Source organism: Chryseobacterium sp. GW823-FHT05E08 (genome assembly GCF_058795655.1).
The window spans coordinates 35105-54119 of record NZ_JBXAHY010000001.1; the positions used below are offsets into that span (position 1 = coordinate 35105).

A 19015-nucleotide genomic window follows, 5' to 3' on the forward strand; every position below is an offset into this window, starting at 1 on the left:
TTTAATGAGTTGTCACATCATGTTAAATTACTTTGTTATTCGGTTCTTTGAAAGAATTGAACATGAAACAGGCACATTTGATAATGCTTTTTTTGATCAAGACTTTTATGATATTGTTAGAAGACACCCAAAAATAGTAAAGCAACCTCTAATCAATATTTATAATATTTTAAGAAGACTCAATCAAGTTACAAGAACTTCTATATGTAATCAAATAAAAGACAGCAATAATATAGAATTAATATGCTCTGGTGGATATTCGCCAGTTTTATTAGATAACGATGTTAAAGGTTTAAGGAAATTATTGAGAGATTTTTTCTTGAATTTGTATGATCAAGTATTAGATGGAAATGCATTCCGTGAAAAATTTAACACAACACTTTTAGAACATTTTAATGAATTTAGAAGGATTAATAAAAATACTACTCTTTGCCCAACCTGTGGAATTGGAGAATTAAAAATGGCAGAAAGTAAAACGCGTGACCAGTACGACCATTTTTTACCAAAATCTTTATATCCATTTTCCTCAGTTAATTTTGAAAATTTAATTCTTTGCTGTAAGGAATGCAACTCATTCGATGTTAAGGGAGATAAAGATACTATAGCAATATCAACTGGTCATTTATTTTATCCTTTTGATTTTAATCATCAAAAATTATCTGTATCATTCCGAATAATTACTGATAACGTAAAACCGGAACAGATAATTTGGGATATAAATTATTCAAGCCCTGAAGGTAAAACCGGCGAAATACAATCCTGGAGAACTATTTATGATATTGATGCTAGATATAGTGATTTTGTTAAAGGTAGAGTAGAAAAATGGTATAGGTTTTATTGGGAATATATCAATGACGCTGATATGGCTCATATACCAGAAGAAGATAGAAAACTTGCCTGTCTTAAAGCTTTAGAATTAGATGAAAAATTAAGACTTTCATTTATTAGAAAGCCAGTTTTAGATGGTTTTTTAAGGGATTCTGTTTTAGCAAGAGCACAAATTGAAGCTAATGTATATGTTTAAAAGATAATGCAAACAAAGTTGCTGTTTCGCTCAGTGAGCTTTGAAAATATTTGATTTTTTTAAAATAAAGATCCGGCTAATAAAAAAATATGAAGCAACAAGATACTCTTCAAGAAGTTCAAGTAAATTTGTGAAAAATTATAAAGTAAAATCTCAATTCTAGTTACGATTTCTTTTTTATAATATTTTCTTTAAATTGTTTAACATCCTTTTCACTAATTTTATCATATTTATCACCAAAGTCCTTCATATTGAAACCCATAGTTTCAACAATCATTATAATTGTAGGCATTGTAGATCTTTTTGTCCCACTAAAAGCATTATTGACTGTGGCTTTTGTAAGATCTGAATTGGAGTTTAAAGAAATTTTTTCATAACTAGAAACAATATCAAACTTATCATCTTTCGTCTTTAAATAAGTCTTATTATGGTTAAGCAACATGCGTAAAGTAATCGCAGTTTTTATCATTATAATTTTCTCACTTTCCCTAATCATATATGCAAGTAACCACTTACTAAAAATTATTTCGGTATCGTTTTGTATACCGAAATAATTTTTAGTATATTTGTATTATAAGTTACAACATTAGTAACTTTGCGATACTTCAACAAAATATTAGAAGCTATTGCTTAGGATCTCGCCCGAAAACTGGTAATTTTTAACACACGAGACGATAAGCAAGAAGCTCACGACCTAGGCGTGGGCTCTCTTATCTGTGTGTAAGGTATACCAGTACCTCAGGGTGGATATTGTAGAGTCCCATGCCGTTTTTTATTAATGCAGTTCTGCTTTTCTACAATTATCTTTTATTCTAAGCCGCTTTACATAATAGAGGTATACTGATACAGTACAATGGGGTGTACAATCCATTGCGGCTTTAGGGCTTTCACGGGAACACAAATTCATTCATATTCACATTTGACCTTGTAGTGAGGAGCATTATGGTTTCTCCTACATGATCTTTAAAACTACTATTACATTAAAACAACCATTGAAAAACAAAAAAACAGCTGCTGGATCAGTTGGAAAGAAACGTAGAAAACTATCGTGTATTGAAACATTCTTTCAGACCCATGACCTTGTTACAGCTAAACAGATGCTCAGTTCCATGATGCAATATGCAGTAAACGGAAAAGACTGGCTAAAGAAAGATCCTTCTGTTATTTTACAATTTCATCAATCATTATGCATATTCATACGTAAAGGTTATATGATCAGTAAAAAGACAAAGAAACGGAAGGTAAATGCAGCGTCATACATCAGCTCTCCAATGATGAAAGGTTATATGTCTGAGAAAGAATATGAAAACCCAACGTTGGTTTTCAAAAAAGCCTTTAAGGAATACAGCATTCAGGAGTATGATTATTTTATATCCGGCATAGTCTATTTCTCACAGGAGATCTATCGATACGGACCGGAAAGCAATCTGGTAAGACCTTATATCAATCTGACAAAGATGCTGGATGCAGCTTATCTTATGTTGGAAAGAGGAGTACAAAAAAAAATGATAACAAAAAAATAAAATAAGAAACAGAAACTAATAAAAAAGCCCTTTCCCACAAGTCGACTAAAACATCAGGAAAGAGCATGATTAAGTTATTAATTAAATTAAAAACCTTTACAAATCTATGAAAAATTCCTATTACAATATAGGAGGTATTTTCTTTGGGCTCATGTTGACCGCAGTAAGCATGACTACAAAAGCCCAAACACGCACCATTTCCGGTACCGTTACCGCATCAGGTAAACCTCTCTCAGGAGTTGTAATCTCTCAAGAGGGCAGTGATCAGGTAACCATGACCAGCAACAACGGAACCTATACATTGGAGGTTTCAGCAGAAAATACCATCCTATTGTTCAGACACCCTGATTATGCAGAAGAAAAATTCACCCTTACTAATCAGACCGTCGTTAATATCAGCCTAGAACAAAAAGTAAAGGGAATCGAAGAAGTTATTCTCAACGCTGGCTACTACAAGGTAAAAGACAAAGAAAGAACCGGTAGTATCGCCAAAGTTTCAGCAAAAGATATAGAAAATCAACCTGTCACCAATGTACTGTCAGCAGCACAGGGAAGAATGGCAGGAGTGAACATTATTCAGGCCGGCGGAACAGCAGGCGGAGGATTTGATGTTCAGATTCGGGGAAGAAACAGTCTTCGGACAATTCTTAACAGCCCTGTTAACGGAAACCAACCTCTTTACGTGGTGGACGGAATTCCGTGGAGCTCAAACTTGACATCCAGTTACTCCGTGGGAATTCTTCCTATGAGTTCTCTAAACCCATTGAATTCAATAAGTCCGGATGATATAGAGAGCATAGAAGTTTTAAAAGATGCCGATGCTACGGCTATTTATGGATCCAGGGGAGGGAATGGAGTCATATTAATCACTACGAAAAAGGGAAGAACCGGTGCTATAAGGCTGACAGTGGATACCAATTACGGCATCAGCAAAGTGGCTAATCAAATGAAACTGATGAACACTGAACAATACCTGAAGATGCGCAGGGATGCCTATGCCAACTACAACGTTGCTGTTCCTGCAAATGCCTACGATATTAATGGAGTTTGGGATACGGACCGATATACAGACTGGCAGAAAATACTGATCGGAAATAATGCCGAGTCGTCAAGTATCCAACTGTCTGTAAGTGGGGGAACTGACAGGAACCAATTTTCTGTCAGCGCCTCACATTCTAACCAGTCAACTGTCTTTCCCGGAGATTATAGATATAAGACCAATATTCTTAATTCTAATTATAGCTATACCACAGAAAACAAAAAGGTTTCACTGTCGTTCAGTAATATTCTCTCGAGTCTATCGAATAATGTAATCAGCAATGATCTGACCAATAAATCATTGAACCTGGCTCCTAACGCGCCTGCGTTATACGATGATGCAGGAAATCTAAACTGGCAGAATAATACATTTAGCAATCCTTTAGCATCATTAAACGGTCGTTATGAAAATAAAGTGTTACAGATTAACCAGAGTGTTAAAGCTGGATATGAGGTTTGGAATGGTTTGAAATTCACCCTTAATGGTGGCCTTAATATTCAATCTTTAGAGGAATATAGCTTAGCTCCAAACACGATGTATAATCCTGCCTTTGCATCAGGTGCTTCACCTGCACGTTCTTCATCTTCAAGAGGAACCAGCAACTTGATGTCATATATTTTAGAACCTCAGGTAAACTGGTCTAAGGATTTAGGAACAAGTAAACTGGATGTTCTATTAGGATATACTTACCAGAGTAATAATTCTAAATCTTCAGCAATTACAGCCTCAGGATTTGCCAGTAATTCCCTGCTTTACAATCTCGCTGCGGCATCGCTTATTACGCCAAGGGATTTCACTGATATTGATTATAAATATACTGCTGTGTTCGGTAGACTTAATTATCGATTGATGAACCGGTACATCATCAACCTAACAGCAAGGCGGGATGGCTCAAGCCGTTTCGGACCTAATAACAGGTTTTCAAATTTTGGAGCAATTGGAGCAGCCTGGTTATTTTCTGAAGAATCTTTTTTTAAAAATTCCAAATGGCTCAGCTTAGGAAAATTAAGAGGTAGTTACGGACGTACTGGAAGTGATCTAATAGGTGATTTTCAGTTTACTAATTCTTATTCCGTTGCTCCCACTTCATATAATGATGTTCCTGCATTATATCCTTCCCGTCTTTTTAATCCTGACTTTACTTGGGAAAAGACCGATAAACTGGAAGCGGCGATAGAATTATCACTGTTTCGTAATTTGATAAATCTTACGACAGCCTATTACAGGAATCGTTCGTCTAATCAGCTGGTAGGGATTCCTTTAGCTTCTACAACAGGATTTTCAAATGTTCAGGCAAATCTAAATGCGACAGTGCAGAATTCAGGATGGGAGATTGAAGCGTCTTCCAGTCCACTTAAAGGTATGAACTGGAAATGGAATATCAGTTTCAACGTATCATTCCCCATGAGCAAGCTATTATCATTCCCGGGGCTGGAAGGCTCAACCTATGCAAATACTTATGTCATAGGTCAACCTACATCAATTGTAAAAGTGTATCAGTATGAAGGTATTGATCCGGTAACAGGGCAGTACATGTTCAAAGACTTTAATCAGGATGGTAAAATATCTTCCCCTGAAGATCAGATGGCCATCAGAAATTTAGGAACCAAATACTTTGGTGGTCTTCAAAATCAGATATCATACAAAAATATCAGTCTTTCGTTTTTATTACAGTTTGTAAAACAGAATTCCTGGAATTATTACCGAACCATGACAACACCCGGAAATATGAATAACCAGCCTGCTGAGTTTGCTAATGTTTGGTCATCTACGAATCATGATGGTATCATAATGCCTTATTCACCGGGGACTATTACTGCGACAAATACTCTTACTTCCAATTTAAAAAACAGTACAGCAGCAATCAGTGACGGTTCATTTATACGGTTGAAAAATGTTCAAATCAACTACAGGCTTCCAAAAATAAGTAAAGTAGTAGGTGAAGCCCGAATATACATCCAAGGTCAGAACTTATTGACTTGGACCCACTATATAGGATTAGATCCTGAATTTACAGTGAACGGTTATTTACCGCCTTTAAAAACTGTTTCAATGGGCTTTCAGTTAACTTTTTAAAAATGAATCTTATGAAAACAAATAAATTTATAATCAGTATCGTTATCGTAACATTATGGTCTTGTGAAAAAAGTATTGATGTTGATTTTCCCAATACCCAAATCGATGTAACACAGGTATTTGAAACTGTTAGTACAGCAGATGGTGCATTAAGTAATCTATATGCGGAATTGTACAGTTTTTCGGTATTAAATGGGGGAACGGCAGGAAGTGGTGCTTTGCTTGGTAGCTATACGGATGACCTGAACTGTTATATGGCAGCTTCTTTAGGCGGAGCACCGGACATTTTTAATAATCAGCAGCTGCCATCTAATTCCGTTATTAAAAATTCCTGGGCTAATTCCTATAAACAGATTTATCTTGCCAATTCTATTATAACAGGTGTTGATGCTTCGTCAGGTATTGCAACGAAAGATAAAAATCGAATAAAAGGGGAAGCACTATTTTTACGATCTCTTATCTACTTTTATCTCACTCAGATATTCGGGGACGTACCGTACACAACAACGACAGATTTTACCATTAATCAAAAAATAGGTAAAATGAACGATAAAGAGGTGCTTACTACTATTCATAATGACCTCATGCTCTCAATTGATTTATTGGATGATAACTATCGTAATACAGATCGGATTTATCCCAATAAAAAAGCAGCTGAAATGATGCTGGCAATAGTCTGCATGCAGGAAAATAAATGGTCAAAGGCAGAAAATTTACTGAAAGACATCAAAATCAACAGTTTATATGCTTGGGAGCCTGATGTTTCAAAAACATTTAAAAAATCAGGTAAGCACATACTATGGCAATTTAAGCCTTTACAGGCAAACCTGCCTACTAATGAAGCATCGATGTATTACTTTACGACGGCTGCCCCAACAGGGTATGCTTTGTCAAGTGATCTGGTCAATGCCTTTGAAACATCGGATTTAAGATTCCAGAAATGGGTCACAAAAATCACTGTTAATCAGAATGTTTTTTACCGCTGTAATAAATATGTTAATGCAGTCAACAATTCCGATGAATATTCTATAGTATTTAGAATGGAGGAAGTAAACCTTCTTTTAGCAGAAGCTTTAGTGAGGCAAAATAGAAAAGAGGAAGCCCTTCCATTGCTTAATGCTGTGAGACAAAAGGCTGGTAATTCTAATCTGGGACCTTTATCAAATGAGCAAATTCTTGAAGAATTATTGAATGAAAATAGGAGAGAGTTCTTTGCTGAGAAAGGGAATCGCTTTTTGACCTTAAAGCGATTCGGTCGGCTTGACCAGCTTAATGCAGTTAAACCTAATTGGCAGAATTTTCATAAAGTATGGCCAATTCCCCTGAATGATCTTCTGCTTAATCCGAATTTAAATCCTCAAAATCCTGGGTACTGATGAAGGCTATTTTAATCTGTGTGAGTCTAATATTCTTTTGTTTATTGCACTCACAAAATAAAGAACAGAAAATTCCTGATTCATTACAAAGGCACTATTACAATGTGAGTTTTCCCAGGATATCACCTAATGAGCAATATATAACTTTTAATAAAGCTTATGACAGAAGTTCGGATACGATGGTACTTATCAATAGAAATAATAGAGATTCAGTTATTTTTGAAAGTGGGAAAGTTCTGGCTAATTCTATCAATTTCAACTCAAATAACAATTTGATGATGTGTCATGGTAAAAACTTTCAATTACTTATTTTACCATCCTTACACATGAAAGTTTGGGAAAATGTTACCAATTATTATTGGCTTCCACACGATAAGTTAATATTTATATTGCAGGATAGAAAACTTAAGATTCTTAATGAGAATGGGGAAGAGAATAGTTTAATAAATGATGTAATCGGTGTAAATAAAATAGATGATGTATTGTATTTCGTCACGGAAGATGATAAAAAAAATTACAGTCTTTATGAATGGAATCTAAAACAGAACAAAAAAATATATTCCTCTCCTAACTCCAAAATGGAAGTTAAGTATCGCGATCAGGATGGTCTGTTCATTTTAGAACAGGATGAAAACAAGAAGAAAGCGCTACTTATATACAGAAGCTCAAAGGATGATAAACTATTTCTCTGCAATGATTTTATAGATTCTGTTAATTTTAGTCAGATTTCAAAATTAAACGACGGAAAATATTTTATTCATTTCTTTCCTGAACTTAAATCCAAGTCTAAAGATGAGGTGGAGGTGTGGTATGGGAACGATAACAAAATCCAAACAAAATTTTACAATGATTACATTGGTAAATATTTTATTTGGTCTCCCAAAGAAGAATATTCTTGTGAGATTTTAAATGAAAGGCTAACCCATCATGCTTTCATAGGGAACAATAGATATTTACTCTCATTTGATCCCTATTATCAACATGATTACACGAAACGTTTTCAGACATTCAATTTACACACGTATGATACGCTGCTTGATAAATATGATTTTATGATTGATTCCGGCTCAATGGTATTTAGTGATGATAATGGAAAATGGATTTTAACATATCAGAACAAAGAAAAATGGATATTGTATGAAGTAGGAACTTTAAACTTTTATGAGATACAATTGGATACGCATGAAAATGCTTATTTTTCCAAAGATGGTAAAAGAATTCTTTTTGAGGGAATGGGGGAGTTATTTGAATATGACATACAGAAAAAGAAGCTGAATAAATTTCCTCTTAAATCAGGTTTCAGAGCTAAAATAAAAAATGGAACAATGCAAAATGTTTCATCCTCTTATAATATTTACCGTAGCAGTTATGATTCAAGTAATCCCGTTATCATTGAACTTTATGATAGGGATAATGTAAAAAATGCTTGGATGTCTTTTAATGGTAAAATGGCAAAAGATATTATTAAGGTCACAGATGATGATATAACTAGTGTAGATTGGAGCGGGGGAATGAAAAAATTACTCTATGTGAAAAGTAATATCAACAAACCTCCTCAACTGATTTTAAAAAAACATCAGAAGGAAGAAATTGTTTACGAAAGTAATTCTCTTGACAAGGAGGCTAAAAATATTTTTTCCAAGACTATATTATATAAAAATAGCCAGGGGCAGTCATTGCAGGGAATTCTATTGTATCCAGTCAACTTTAAAGAGGGTAAGCAATATCCTATGATTGTTACGATCTACCAAAAACTCAGATATATGAAAAATAAGTATCTGGTTGACGGTATTGGAATGAATCCCCCAACAGAAGGTATTAATGTGCGTAAGCTGTTAAGAAAAGGATATTTCGTATATATGCCTGATGTAGTTTTTGATTCCCGCGGAACTGGTAGATCTGCCTTAGATTGTGTCACCAGTGCTATGAATGCTCTTCAAGGTTATAGCTTTATAGATTTTAAGAAAGTAGCATTAATAGGACATTCACATGGAGGATATGAAACCAATTTTATCGCTACTCAATCCAACCTGTTTGCAACCTATATTTCTGGGGCCGGAAACAGTGATTTGGTTAGATCCTATCATTCATTCAATTATAATTTCAATAGACCTTTTTTCTGGCAATTTGAAGATGGACAGTATGAAATGCCGGGCTCTTTTGTTGAGAATAAAATGATATATATTGACAATAGCCCAATTTACCATGCTGAAATGGTTCAAAAACCAATTCTTCTCTGGACCGGCAAAAAGGATTATAATATTTTTTGGGAGCAGACAATGGAATTCTATTTAGGACTTAGACGAAATCATAAAAAAGTTGTGGCACTTTTTTATCCTAATGATGAGCACAGCTTATCAAAAAATAATAATCGCATTGACCTATACAGTAGGATTTCCGACTGGTTAGATTTTTATCTGAAGAATAAAAGTGTCAAATGGATAGATAAAATGATGGAATAATAAAAGCTGTCTCTAAAACAAGCGCCGTGTTTTGCAAATATATAAGTTAGATTAAGTAGGTAGTTTAGATTTAGAACCTTGCTATAATCACTGTGCGGCAAAACTTTCCGTAAGCACTTTATTTAGAGACAGCTATTGTTTAGTTTGGTTGAGTATGGGTCAATTTGTTTGGACAAACCGTTCCATTCAATTGATAGAGATCTTCAGAACCCATACCAATATCTGCTGTACAGGTGAATGACCCTGAAGTGTCGCAGTCCTTTAAGCTGTTAACACATTCCGGTATTTCACCTTCTCTGAACACATAGCCTCTAATAATGGCTAAATTGTCATTTTTTTCTAAATGGGTAGCGAACGCGCTACCTGCTCCTGCAAGCAGTACAAATGCTGGTAATAGGAGTGTTTTTAAATTTTTCATAAGAATGATTTTTGATGTGCCTACTGTTCCAAGGGTTTTCGGCTTTCCCCTTTATTGAATTGTTTTGTTATGGTCTGCGCAAAACGATAACGACGCAATTCTATACCTGACAATATGTAAAAGAAATTATCAGTAATTAAAATTTGGGATAATCTGTTTTTTCCTCTGTTTTCAACATATATACTGCCCCAATAACCCGCAGGCTCGGTAGTATAAATATCAACTATTGAGTTTTTTTTCCATAGGTCATTAGACTCATGTTTACCTTTTAGATTTGAAATGTTAAAGATTAAACCCTTATGAACTTCCATATTTTGATTCACAACCATTGGAGGTGCGATCATCTTTTTTGTGCCGTCACTTAAAGTTTTGATTCTTATCTGTGCTTTCGTAATAGTATCGATAGTTTTCATACGTGAATGAAGTTGTAAGTTAGAGTCCACTTCTAGTATTTGGTTCCTATAGTAAAACATATAATAAGCTTTGCCTGTGCTATTATCAAATAATAGTTTTCCATCAACATCGAAACCTCCATCTTTTTTCGCCGTCAGTGGAAAATTGCTCATTTTAGTGTGATGTTCATTTTGTGTTGACAACGCCGCAATTAATGTTTCATGTTTTGAATTATCTGTGCTCAAAAAAAATGAATTCAGAGAAGTAGCTGTAAAATGATTAAAAAAAATATCTCTGTAACTAATCTCTTCAATTGGCTTATCTAATGAATCTAATGCTGATCGATAAATTATCGGGACACTGCCATCGTATGCGAACAGGCTATTGTACTTAATAGAATATTTTAGTTTACGAAAACGATGTTTTGTTGAAGGAGTTATTGCAATGGTATCGAATTTTTTAAATGATTTGTCAATTTTAATAATTCTAAAAGGACTGGTCAGATTTGCGAGATACAAGTGATTTTCATCATTTCCAGCAAAGTAATATGAGTTAACATTAAGATCAATTGATCCCTCTTCAATGATTGGATGGTGAGTAAATCTTCTTGTGAAATTATTCTCCTTTTTAATGATGTACTCTGATGTAAAAAATAAAATTATCACAAATAGGATACTGAACAGATTTGTGGATGCCAGCAAAATATATTTTCTCTTAGAGTCTTCCTTTATTATAATTGAAATTACCCCTAATAAAAAGCAAATCAGGTTAAAAATCAGATGTTCAGTCCATCCCATTTTTTCCAAGATTCCTCCACATGAGCAAGGGACAAAGTCACTGTAATTTAAAATGAGAAATATATAGATCGTAAATGCTGACATTAAGGCAGTTGATAAGTATAATCCGGTTAATCTACTGCTTGGGAAAATTAATAACAGTACAATAATTAACTCTACGATAATAACAGCATACGAAATAATACCTGCATAAGCACTTAGTAATGGTGACTGAGCAATCTGAACTTGAAAGTTTTCAAAGTCAAGCAATTTGCTCACACTTGCATAAACAAACAATAGAATAAAAAAGCAGGAAACAGTTTTAATAAAGATAGTTTGGAAGTTTTTCATGGCATTTTTATTGTGTTTAACAGACCTGAACCAATCTCCATTTGATTTTCCACCCGCAATATTCAGGCATTGGTTCCCCTTTGAAAAGAGTTATAGTAGTTTTGAAATTCCCCATACTTTCCCAGATGCCACTCTTTGGACATGGTAAGCCTGTAACAACTGATATGGAGGTATGAGGAATCATAGCTTTATATGTCGTTTTTAATCCTTCGTAGGCCGCCAATTATCGCCGTCTCTCACAGGAGGATCTTTAGGTTCAGGATTTTCAATCAAGTCAATAGATTTTGCAGAATCCTGTTTCATTGCAAAAATGTCTGCTGAACGTTCTGAACTTACAATCTGTTCGTTATTAGAGATCATGTCTTCATCTCGATGGCTACAGTTTTGCATACAAACTGCTGCGATCATTATGCTAAAAAATGGGATAAACTTTTTCATGTTGATAATATTAATTTGGTTATCCCGGCCGGATTATATTAGAATTCTGATGTCAAAATTATCCGGCTTATGAGGTAAAAAAAACTGTTCTATGGTTTTATTTTAAAATTAACACGGATCAATTTTAAAATTGAAACATTTGAAATATTGTTTTAATTACTTGATTATTAGGTTGTTATTTTTGTTTTATCCTTGCGGGTATTCAATTCCTTTAATTTTGATTTATTTAAAACATAAATGATTATTTTTGATATGGTGAGGTTCTAAATATCAGCATATGAAAAAGTTTTATTACTTTATCGTCTTATTTTCTGCATTTTCACAATTTTTATTTTCACAACAGGAAAAGGAAAAAACTTTCAGTGAGATCAGAAAACCATATGAAAAAATGGTAATAGATGACATTAATGCAATGCCTTATGTAAAACTGTACATTGAGAAAGCAAAAAATGAGAGTAATTTTTCAAAATTGATTCAAGGGTATAGAGACGGAAGACAGTTTGACTACAAAAACAAAATGAAGTACGCTGACAGTGCCCTAACCGTTAGCTTGCAGCATGGAACTCAAGATGATATCAGTAAAGAGTACTTAAGCAAGGGAATCATCTATTATTTTTATCAAAAGAAATACAAGTTAGCTTTAAATGAATACCTTAATGCTTATAAATATTCAAAAGGTTCAAAAGATGAATACCATAGGTACAAAGTCCTCTATCATTTAGGAATTGTAAAAAGTCATTTGGGCTACTATGATGAAGCAATGAATCATTTTCTGGACTGCGCTGCGTTTTACAGGTTAAGGTTAAATGAAAACCATCATGAAAATGAAAGGTTCAACTATGAGAAGGCATATTTGAACTGCTTACATCAATTGACCGTACTCAACAGATATCTTAATAATTTTTCCAAGAGCGACAGTTTAAGCATGTTAGGTTACCGGTTAACTGCCGATGATAGCGATTTTGCTTTGGAAAAAAGCTATTTTCTCAAATGCATAGGAATTTCCAGATATCACAAAAAAGACTATGCAGGTGCCCATACTTATTTACAAAAATCCTTACCCACTATTCTCCACAGAAACGATTTCGCTTGGGCTTCTGTAGTCTATTTTTATATGGGTAGAACTTATGAAGCGCAGAATAATATCGAAAGTGCAGTGAGATGCTATGAAAAGATAGATTCTATTTTCAATAGACATGATTTTATATTACCGGAGGTATATAAGAGTTATCATTATCTTATTGATCAATATAAAAATAAGGATGTCAATAAACAGCTTTACTATACCAATCAACTTTTAAAGGCTGACAGTTTAATCAGCAAAGATTTTCCTTATTTATCTTCAAAACTTCATAAAGATTTTGACAGACGAAAGCTGATTGATGCAAAAGAAGAAATCGAGAAGTCCAGCGGAAAAAAAATTGTAATCGCTCAGATTTTGATTATTTCAGGGAGTCTACTCCTTGTATTTTTTGGTGTGCGACACAGAAAAGATCAAAAAATTAAAAAACAATATAATCTACTACAAAAGAGAATAGCGGATGGAACTTATAATATCAAAGATATTTTAAAAGAAGACCTGACAGAATTTTCAATAAGAAAAACCTCTCTTACTCCAGAAATGACTATAGAGATTAAAGAAAAGCTTCAAAAGTTTGAGCAGGAAGACCAATTCATAAAGAAAGGACTTACACAGAATAGTATTGCCTTAAAGTTAGGAACTAATTCCCATTATCTCTCTGTTTATATCAATGAGCAAAAAGGGATGAATTTTAATAAATATATGGCTGAACTGCGAATCAATTATATTACAAATTTACTTAACACTAATACTAAATATCTAAATTATACCATCGAAGCTTTGGCTGAAGAGTGCGGTATAGCTGCACGGCAAAATTTTTCAAATTTGTTTTTCGATATCAACGGTATCCGGCCAACAGACTATATAAGAAATCGAAAAAAGGAGCTGGGTATTAGTTGATTAAGTCCTGCTTTAGCGAATTTTTGTAAATTCCTGAAAAAAGGACATGGTAACAAAAACTATTTTTAAAAGAACTTCACAGTTATTGGAAGATCTGGATGTAAAGATTAACGAAGTCTACGCAGATGGAAATGATATGATCAAAATTTCTGAAAAGGCTTTACTCATCATTGACGAGTCAATAAGGAAATTGAAACTTCTGGTTTCCAACCATCATTTTGATCATATTGCCGAAGAAGTACTTTTTTTTAAAAAGCTAAAACCACAGTTTATTTCAAAATTTATTTATTACTCTTCGGTACTGGATATTGAGGCCCATAAGCCGGCTGCAGGAAATAAGACATTAAAAAAATATTATGAGGCAGAGCAGGAGAAGTTAAAAAACTTCTATTTGGAACATTCCGAATTTTACAGTTATTATAAACGGGAAGCGACCTATCTTGATCATAAAATATTTATCCGGAACTCCTATGATTTGAAAATGAAGCTATCATCAGGTTTTTACAACTATGATCCTAATTTTACAACATCACACGATCATATGATCGCCAGATTTATTTCCAATCAGCAATTTGATCAGTATTTAAAAAGGCAGATTGAAGGCTCTAATGAAGATACAGCATCAAAACTACTTTTTCCTCTTAGCTGGTCAGGATCGAAGGTTGGTCTTATAGAACTGATCTATGCCCTTTACCAGATGCGTTGTTTTAATGGGGGCAATATAGAATTAAGTGAAGTCATAAAATTTGTTGAAAAGTCATTGGATTGCGATTTAGGCAATTTCCATAAAACTGTCTTTGAGATCCGTAACAGGAAACAGGGACCCACCAAATTCCTTCAACTAGTTGGAGACAATCTCAATCAGCATTTTATGACTAATGAAGCTGATTAACGGAATATCAAATTAAACCTCAAATCATACTGTATTTGAGGTTTCTATTTTAATCATTTTTGATTAAATACTGCAAATCAGGATCATTTTTTATTCGATCCATCTCATTCGTGACGATGTTGAGAATATCAGTCTTAATTTCTTTGTAATTATCTTGAATGTGTTTGGTCATCGAATCATTTCCGTCTTCGTCAATAAAGGATCGGATCAGCGGTATCTTCTGATTGTTTTGCGTTTCTTGAGAAAGTTTTACAGTATCTACAACAATCTCTGCATGAAAAATCTTCTGTTCTATCCTTTCATCAAAATTATCTGATACAGCACCGACAAAAAATCCCTGGGTCAAGGTAGAAATCTTCGAAGCTGGAATAAGACTGTCCAATTGGGTAGAGATAGAGGTTGAAGTATCATTTCTATTGATGGATATACTTTGTCTTTTTTGCAATACTTTTCCAAAGCGTTCGGATAATGTTTTTGCTGTTTCCCCAACCACTTGACCGCTGAAAATATTGCCGACCGTATTCTGAATAACTTTACTTTCCTTATCTCCATAATCTCTTGTCAGTTGTGAAAAATCTTGAAACCCAAGACATACAGAAACTTTATTACTTCTGGCAGTAGCAATTAAATTATCCAAGCCTCTAAAATAAATAGTGGGAAGCTCGTCAATAATAACAGAACTTTTTAACTGTCCTTTTTTATTGATCAACTTAACAATTCTTGAATTATATAGTCCAAGAGCAGCAGAATAGATGTTTTGACGATCAGGGTTGTTGCCAACGCACAATATTTTAGGTTCATTGGGGTTATTGATATCTAATGAAAAGTCATCTCCGGTCATTACCCAATACAATTGTGGTGAGATCATTCTTGATAAAGGAATTTTTGCAGATGCTATTTGTCCCTGTAGCTGATCTTGTGCACCTCCTTGCCATGCATCCATAAAAGGAGAGAGGTAGTTCTCTAATTCGGAATAAGATGTTAATATCGTAAAGACCTCTTCATATTTATTGTTTAACAGTTCAATGGCATGCGGAAAAGTACAGTATTTCCCATCCTCATAAATTTTAAGAAACCATATGATTGCAGCCAATAATATAATGGGACTTTCGACAAAGAAGTCACCCTGTTTCTGAATCCAGCTTCTATTCAGGTTCAGCATAATGGTATAAGCAGCTTCATAGGCATCTGAGATATCCGTCATAAAATTAGGATTTAAGGGATTACATCGATGGCTTTTTCTGGGGTTGTCAAAGTTGATGATATAGAATTTAGGTTTTACCTTATAAGTATCCGAATGGTTCAGAAGATGATTGTACGCAATAGTTGACAAGTCATCAAATTTAAAATCGTAGATGTACATCGAAAATCCTTTTTCGATATGCTGTCTAATATAATTATTGACAACAGCATAGGATTTTCCTGAGCCTGGTGTTCCTAAAACAATGGTCGCACGAAACGGATTGACTATATTAATCCATCCCTGATGCCAGTTTCCCTGATAATAAAATTTTGTGGGAAGATTAACTGAGTATTCATTATAGAGTAATTTAGTCTCCTGCTGAAAACTTTCATTCTCACTGTTAAAAACATCAGTCATTAAGTTATGCTTCAGAAGGCGGCTTATCCATACCCCTGCCTGCATTAGGAGAAGGTATCCGGATCCAGTAGATAGGATATAAAGTATAGGAGTAAAACTGGTAGTAGATTGTAACAGGATTGGGTTTAAAAAGAATAGTATAAAACCAATAGAAAAAACAACACTAATTTTTTTCCAAGTGACCTTTTCATTTTTGACTCCCTTTGTGCCGAGGCAACTCAAAGCCAATAAAACTATCGTGAACAGCTTAGAATAAATAGGATGAGAAAAAAGCCCTGTCTTATTAAAATTATGAAGTATTTTATTGATGATTTCAAGCGTCCATCGTTGCTGTGCAAAAAAAACATAACAAAACCAATAGAGATGCATTAGTACTAGAATAATGCTGACCGCTCGCATAAATGCCATGATTTTGGCAAGCCCTCTTAAATCGTCTTCACCCTGCATATTACATTTTAGAAGCATAAATACAGGATTACGTATTCTCTAACTATAAATGCGCCGTTGCGTGCATCTATTGGCTGAATTTGGCTCTTTTAGCATAGTTATAAGACAGTTTTTGCAAAAGAAGATTATTTTTTTCTTCTTTTTCTTTGTCGCTTTTTCATTTGAGATGCAAAAATTTGTTCCTCCTGATCCGTATTTGTATCTGACGAAAATAAGCTGAAAAAGAATCCGTCAAAAACTCCGTTGACGTTATCTGTAAGAAATTGTCCAGTGCATATTTCCTGAGATAAATTAGAGTGATCACTATGATCAGATTTTGTTTCACGCTTTATTTCTAAATCATTCCATAGTTTATTAAAGGAATTAGCTGCGAGCTCTTTATCTAACTGTGAGCCATTCCAGACTAATTTGGAGTTATGGTCTATGAATGTAATTCCATATATTCTTCCCTGATTATTTTTTCTAATAACCGTATCAATTCCCTGTTCCAAAAGTTGAGTCTTAAAAGAAGCTTCCGATTTACTCGTGCTGAGTGCGGTTTCTATCGTTCTTTTAAGAATTAGTTTTGAAGGGTCATTTTTCATTTTCACTCTAGATTTCTCAATGAGCACCTGAATATTTTCTACTCCTGCATGCTTACCAAAAAGCGATGATTTAAAAGGATTGCTTATTTTTTTTCCATTTTTATCCGTAGCAAAATAGACGATTCCTTTTCTCATTTTTCCATGCAGTTCTCCGCTAACCTCTTCACTGGAAATATTGAATTGAGAGAGTAAAGCATTATAAGCACCCATACTTTGAAAGCCATAGGTTTTAGGGATATGCCTTATTACAGATGATAGTTGTGCTTTGATATTCCCATTAGTATAATCTACAGGTTTAAAAATAGAGCTTTGATTTAAATTCCTATTCTCACCAGCAACTTTCAAGTTGTATTGTTTTTCCAGTTTTCTGCAGGCTTCCATTGATCGGGGGTGATCATAGCGATCTGATATTTTCTTCCCATCGATCTGGACGCAGGTGGTGACGATATGAATGTGAGTCCTATCAATATCTGTATGTTTAAAAACTACATAGGGTTGGTTACCATAACCCATTTCCTGCATATATTGCTGAGCCATTTCTCTATAATCTTTATCATCCACCTTATCGTTAGGATCAGGATTAAGGGAAATATGTCTTACCGGTTTTTCAGTTTTGTTATTGGCAATCAAGTACGGTTCAAAATACTGATGGAAAAATTTAACCGAATAAGGTCGATCCCATAAATCAGGAATCTTATTAGTCAATAAAACAGTTCCATTTTCGTTGTCTACTTTTTGCTGATTGTAGGTAAGGGCGCCCCAAAGATTTTCACCTTTTCCAATTTTTGCAATCATTTTTCAGGATTTTTTTGAATATGATTTTGCTCAAATTCTTTCGTGAGTTCTATAATCTTCTTGCAAATTAATGCCAGATCTTGGGTATGCTTTTCCAATTTAAAGAGATAGAAAGACGCTTTTTTTTCAGTAAAATTTTGATACAAAATTTTTATAATCTGATTATAATTGTTTCCAATCGATTGAAACTGGTAGAAGAATTTTGTGAGTTGGGTATGATAATCCATTGTTGAAATATCCACTTTTACAATCTTTAATTCTTTCTGAAACAAGATTGTCGTAATAAATTTTGCTTTATTTTTCATTCCAGAAGCCTCATATAATTTTAAAAACATAATATTTTCTTCATCCGTAAGCCTAAACACATATCTGTTTTTACTTGGATTCAGCTTTGGCTTACGCCCTCCTTTATTGTTTTTAGTTGTATCCATATTATCCAATTTAATGTTAAGAAAATCACGACTTTGGAGTGGTTTTTAAAGCCCCAGCCAGGGCAAGTTGTTTTGAGGCACGAAAAAAGTTATGAGGCACTCAAAACATAACTTGCCCCTTTCGGGTGAAAGGAAATATTTTGAATAGAATAGATTGATAGCAATATACTATTCAGATACTACCATTTCAAAAAACTCCTCAATCTTCTGAAACAAAGTAAACCACTATCAATTAGAGAAACAGTATAGTAAACAAAGCCAAAGACGGACGGGTTCTGCCAAAAACTACCATTATAAAAGCACTGAAATAGAAATGTTTTTTATTTGCATCAGATTGAGGGCAGGACTTCCTAACTGCAAATCTGATAGAATTCTTTAACTCTGGAAATCCTGCATTCTTGCCGTCAGG

At 34.1% G+C, this 19015-nt stretch carries 15 protein-coding genes; 7 read left to right on the plus strand and 8 right to left on the minus strand.

Annotation, left to right across the window (positions count from 1 at the left end; genetic code table 11):
• Positions 1–19: 19 nt before the first annotated feature.
• Entirely contained in the window at positions 20–1024 is a 1005-nt protein-coding gene (locus AC1Q7L_RS00150) for a hypothetical protein (protein WP_492329366.1), read from the plus strand.
• Positions 1025–1187: 163 nt separating this feature from the next.
• On the opposite strand, the gene AC1Q7L_RS00155 is transcribed toward AC1Q7L_RS00150, so the two are convergent.
• Positions 1188–1493, minus strand: a complete 306-nt coding sequence (locus AC1Q7L_RS00155; protein WP_492305898.1) for a hypothetical protein — start codon at positions 1491–1493, stop codon at positions 1188–1190.
• Positions 1494–2016: 523 nt separating this feature from the next.
• On the opposite strand from AC1Q7L_RS00155, the gene AC1Q7L_RS00160 reads away from it, so the two are divergent.
• The 4 genes from AC1Q7L_RS00160 (at position 2017) to AC1Q7L_RS00175 (ending at position 9500) form a co-directional block, all read left to right on the plus strand.
• Complete coding sequence (locus AC1Q7L_RS00160; RefSeq protein WP_492305897.1) at positions 2017–2547, plus strand: hypothetical protein; 531 nt, start codon at positions 2017–2019, stop codon at positions 2545–2547.
• Positions 2548–2653: 106 nt separating this feature from the next.
• On the plus strand, positions 2654–5662 hold the full coding sequence (locus AC1Q7L_RS00165; protein ID WP_492305896.1) for a SusC/RagA family TonB-linked outer membrane protein: 3009 nt from the start codon (positions 2654–2656) through the stop codon (positions 5660–5662).
• Between the two features lie 11 nt (positions 5663–5673).
• On the plus strand, positions 5674–7038 hold the full coding sequence (locus AC1Q7L_RS00170; protein WP_492305895.1) for a RagB/SusD family nutrient uptake outer membrane protein: 1365 nt from the start codon (positions 5674–5676) through the stop codon (positions 7036–7038).
• The gene (locus AC1Q7L_RS00175; RefSeq protein ID WP_492305894.1) at positions 7038–9500 is read left to right on the plus strand and encodes an alpha/beta hydrolase family protein; all 2463 of its coding nucleotides are present in this window, start codon (positions 7038–7040) and stop codon (positions 9498–9500) included. Before AC1Q7L_RS00170 ends, AC1Q7L_RS00175 begins: the two co-directional genes overlap by 1 nt.
• 139 nt (positions 9501–9639) lie before the next feature.
• Here AC1Q7L_RS00175 and AC1Q7L_RS00180 read toward each other — a convergent pair whose 3' ends face one another.
• The 4 genes from AC1Q7L_RS00180 to AC1Q7L_RS00195 are packed head-to-tail and all read right to left on the minus strand — an operon-like array spanning position 9640 to position 11876.
• Positions 9640–9918: a DUF6520 family protein gene (locus tag AC1Q7L_RS00180; RefSeq protein WP_073174664.1), complete on the minus strand. Its 279-nt coding sequence runs from the start codon at positions 9916–9918 to the stop codon at positions 9640–9642.
• A 20-nt stretch (positions 9919–9938) separates the two neighbouring features.
• A complete protein-coding gene (locus tag AC1Q7L_RS00185) occupies positions 9939–11438 on the minus strand; it encodes a DoxX family protein (protein ID WP_073174663.1) in 1500 nt (499 codons plus the stop codon).
• Positions 11439–11454: 16 nt separating this feature from the next.
• Positions 11455–11622 carry a hypothetical protein gene (locus tag AC1Q7L_RS00190; protein ID WP_156104456.1) on the minus strand — a complete coding sequence of 56 codons (168 nt, stop codon included), beginning with the start codon at positions 11620–11622 and terminating at the stop codon, positions 11455–11457.
• A gap of 17 nt (positions 11623–11639) precedes the next feature.
• Entirely contained in the window at positions 11640–11876 is a 237-nt protein-coding gene (locus AC1Q7L_RS00195) for a hypothetical protein (RefSeq protein ID WP_073174662.1), read from the minus strand.
• Positions 11877–12153: 277 nt separating this feature from the next.
• Between AC1Q7L_RS00195 and AC1Q7L_RS00200 the strand changes: the two genes are divergently transcribed.
• Together AC1Q7L_RS00200 and AC1Q7L_RS00205 are read left to right on the plus strand one after the other, a co-directional pair.
• Positions 12154–13857 carry an AraC family transcriptional regulator gene (locus AC1Q7L_RS00200; protein WP_073174661.1) on the plus strand — a complete coding sequence of 568 codons (1704 nt, stop codon included), beginning with the start codon at positions 12154–12156 and terminating at the stop codon, positions 13855–13857.
• Between the two features lie 46 nt (positions 13858–13903).
• Entirely contained in the window at positions 13904–14749 is an 846-nt protein-coding gene (locus tag AC1Q7L_RS00205) for an RteC domain-containing protein (RefSeq protein WP_073174660.1), read from the plus strand.
• Positions 14750–14798: 49 nt separating this feature from the next.
• Here the strand turns inward: AC1Q7L_RS00205 and mobC are convergent, their stop codons facing one another.
• From mobC to mobA, 3 genes are all read right to left on the minus strand, one after another.
• Positions 14799–16796: a conjugal transfer protein MobC gene (gene mobC / locus AC1Q7L_RS00210; RefSeq protein ID WP_073174659.1), complete on the minus strand. Its 1998-nt coding sequence runs from the start codon at positions 16794–16796 to the stop codon at positions 14799–14801.
• A gap of 125 nt (positions 16797–16921) precedes the next feature.
• Positions 16922–18175: a conjugal transfer protein MobB gene (gene mobB, locus AC1Q7L_RS00215; RefSeq protein WP_073174658.1), complete on the minus strand. Its 1254-nt coding sequence runs from the start codon at positions 18173–18175 to the stop codon at positions 16922–16924.
• On the minus strand, positions 18172–18606 hold the full coding sequence (gene mobA, locus AC1Q7L_RS00220) for a conjugal transfer protein MobA (protein ID WP_073174657.1): 435 nt from the start codon (positions 18604–18606) through the stop codon (positions 18172–18174). The genes mobB and mobA overlap by 4 nt, the downstream gene beginning before the upstream one ends.
• Between the last annotated feature and the right edge of the window lie 409 nt (positions 18607–19015).

Bases quoted from the DNA above. Each gene is read 5' to 3' on its own strand.
- AC1Q7L_RS00150 (WP_492329366.1), top strand. From the start codon at position 20: ATGTTAAATTACTTTGTTATTCGGTTCTTTGAAAGAATTGAACATGAA.
- AC1Q7L_RS00155 (WP_492305898.1), bottom strand. From the start codon at position 1,493: ATGATAAAAACTGCGATTACTTTACGCATGTTGCTTAACCATAATAAG.
- AC1Q7L_RS00165 (WP_492305896.1), top strand. From the start codon at position 2,654: ATGAAAAATTCCTATTACAATATAGGAGGTATTTTCTTTGGGCTCATG.
- AC1Q7L_RS00170 (WP_492305895.1), top strand. From the start codon at position 5,674: ATGAAAACAAATAAATTTATAATCAGTATCGTTATCGTAACATTATGG.
- AC1Q7L_RS00175 (WP_492305894.1), top strand. From the start codon at position 7,038: ATGAAGGCTATTTTAATCTGTGTGAGTCTAATATTCTTTTGTTTATTG.
- AC1Q7L_RS00180 (WP_073174664.1), bottom strand. From the start codon at position 9,918: ATGAAAAATTTAAAAACACTCCTATTACCAGCATTTGTACTGCTTGCA.
- AC1Q7L_RS00185 (WP_073174663.1), bottom strand. From the start codon at position 11,438: ATGAAAAACTTCCAAACTATCTTTATTAAAACTGTTTCCTGCTTTTTT.
- AC1Q7L_RS00190 (WP_156104456.1), bottom strand. From the start codon at position 11,622: ATGATTCCTCATACCTCCATATCAGTTGTTACAGGCTTACCATGTCCA.
- AC1Q7L_RS00195 (WP_073174662.1), bottom strand. From the start codon at position 11,876: ATGAAAAAGTTTATCCCATTTTTTAGCATAATGATCGCAGCAGTTTGT.
- AC1Q7L_RS00200 (WP_073174661.1), top strand. From the start codon at position 12,154: ATGAAAAAGTTTTATTACTTTATCGTCTTATTTTCTGCATTTTCACAA.
- AC1Q7L_RS00205 (WP_073174660.1), top strand. From the start codon at position 13,904: ATGGTAACAAAAACTATTTTTAAAAGAACTTCACAGTTATTGGAAGAT.
- mobC (WP_073174659.1), bottom strand. From the start codon at position 16,796: ATGCAGGGTGAAGACGATTTAAGAGGGCTTGCCAAAATCATGGCATTT.
- mobB (WP_073174658.1), bottom strand. From the start codon at position 18,175: ATGATTGCAAAAATTGGAAAAGGTGAAAATCTTTGGGGCGCCCTTACC.
- mobA (WP_073174657.1), bottom strand. From the start codon at position 18,606: ATGGATACAACTAAAAACAATAAAGGAGGGCGTAAGCCAAAGCTGAAT.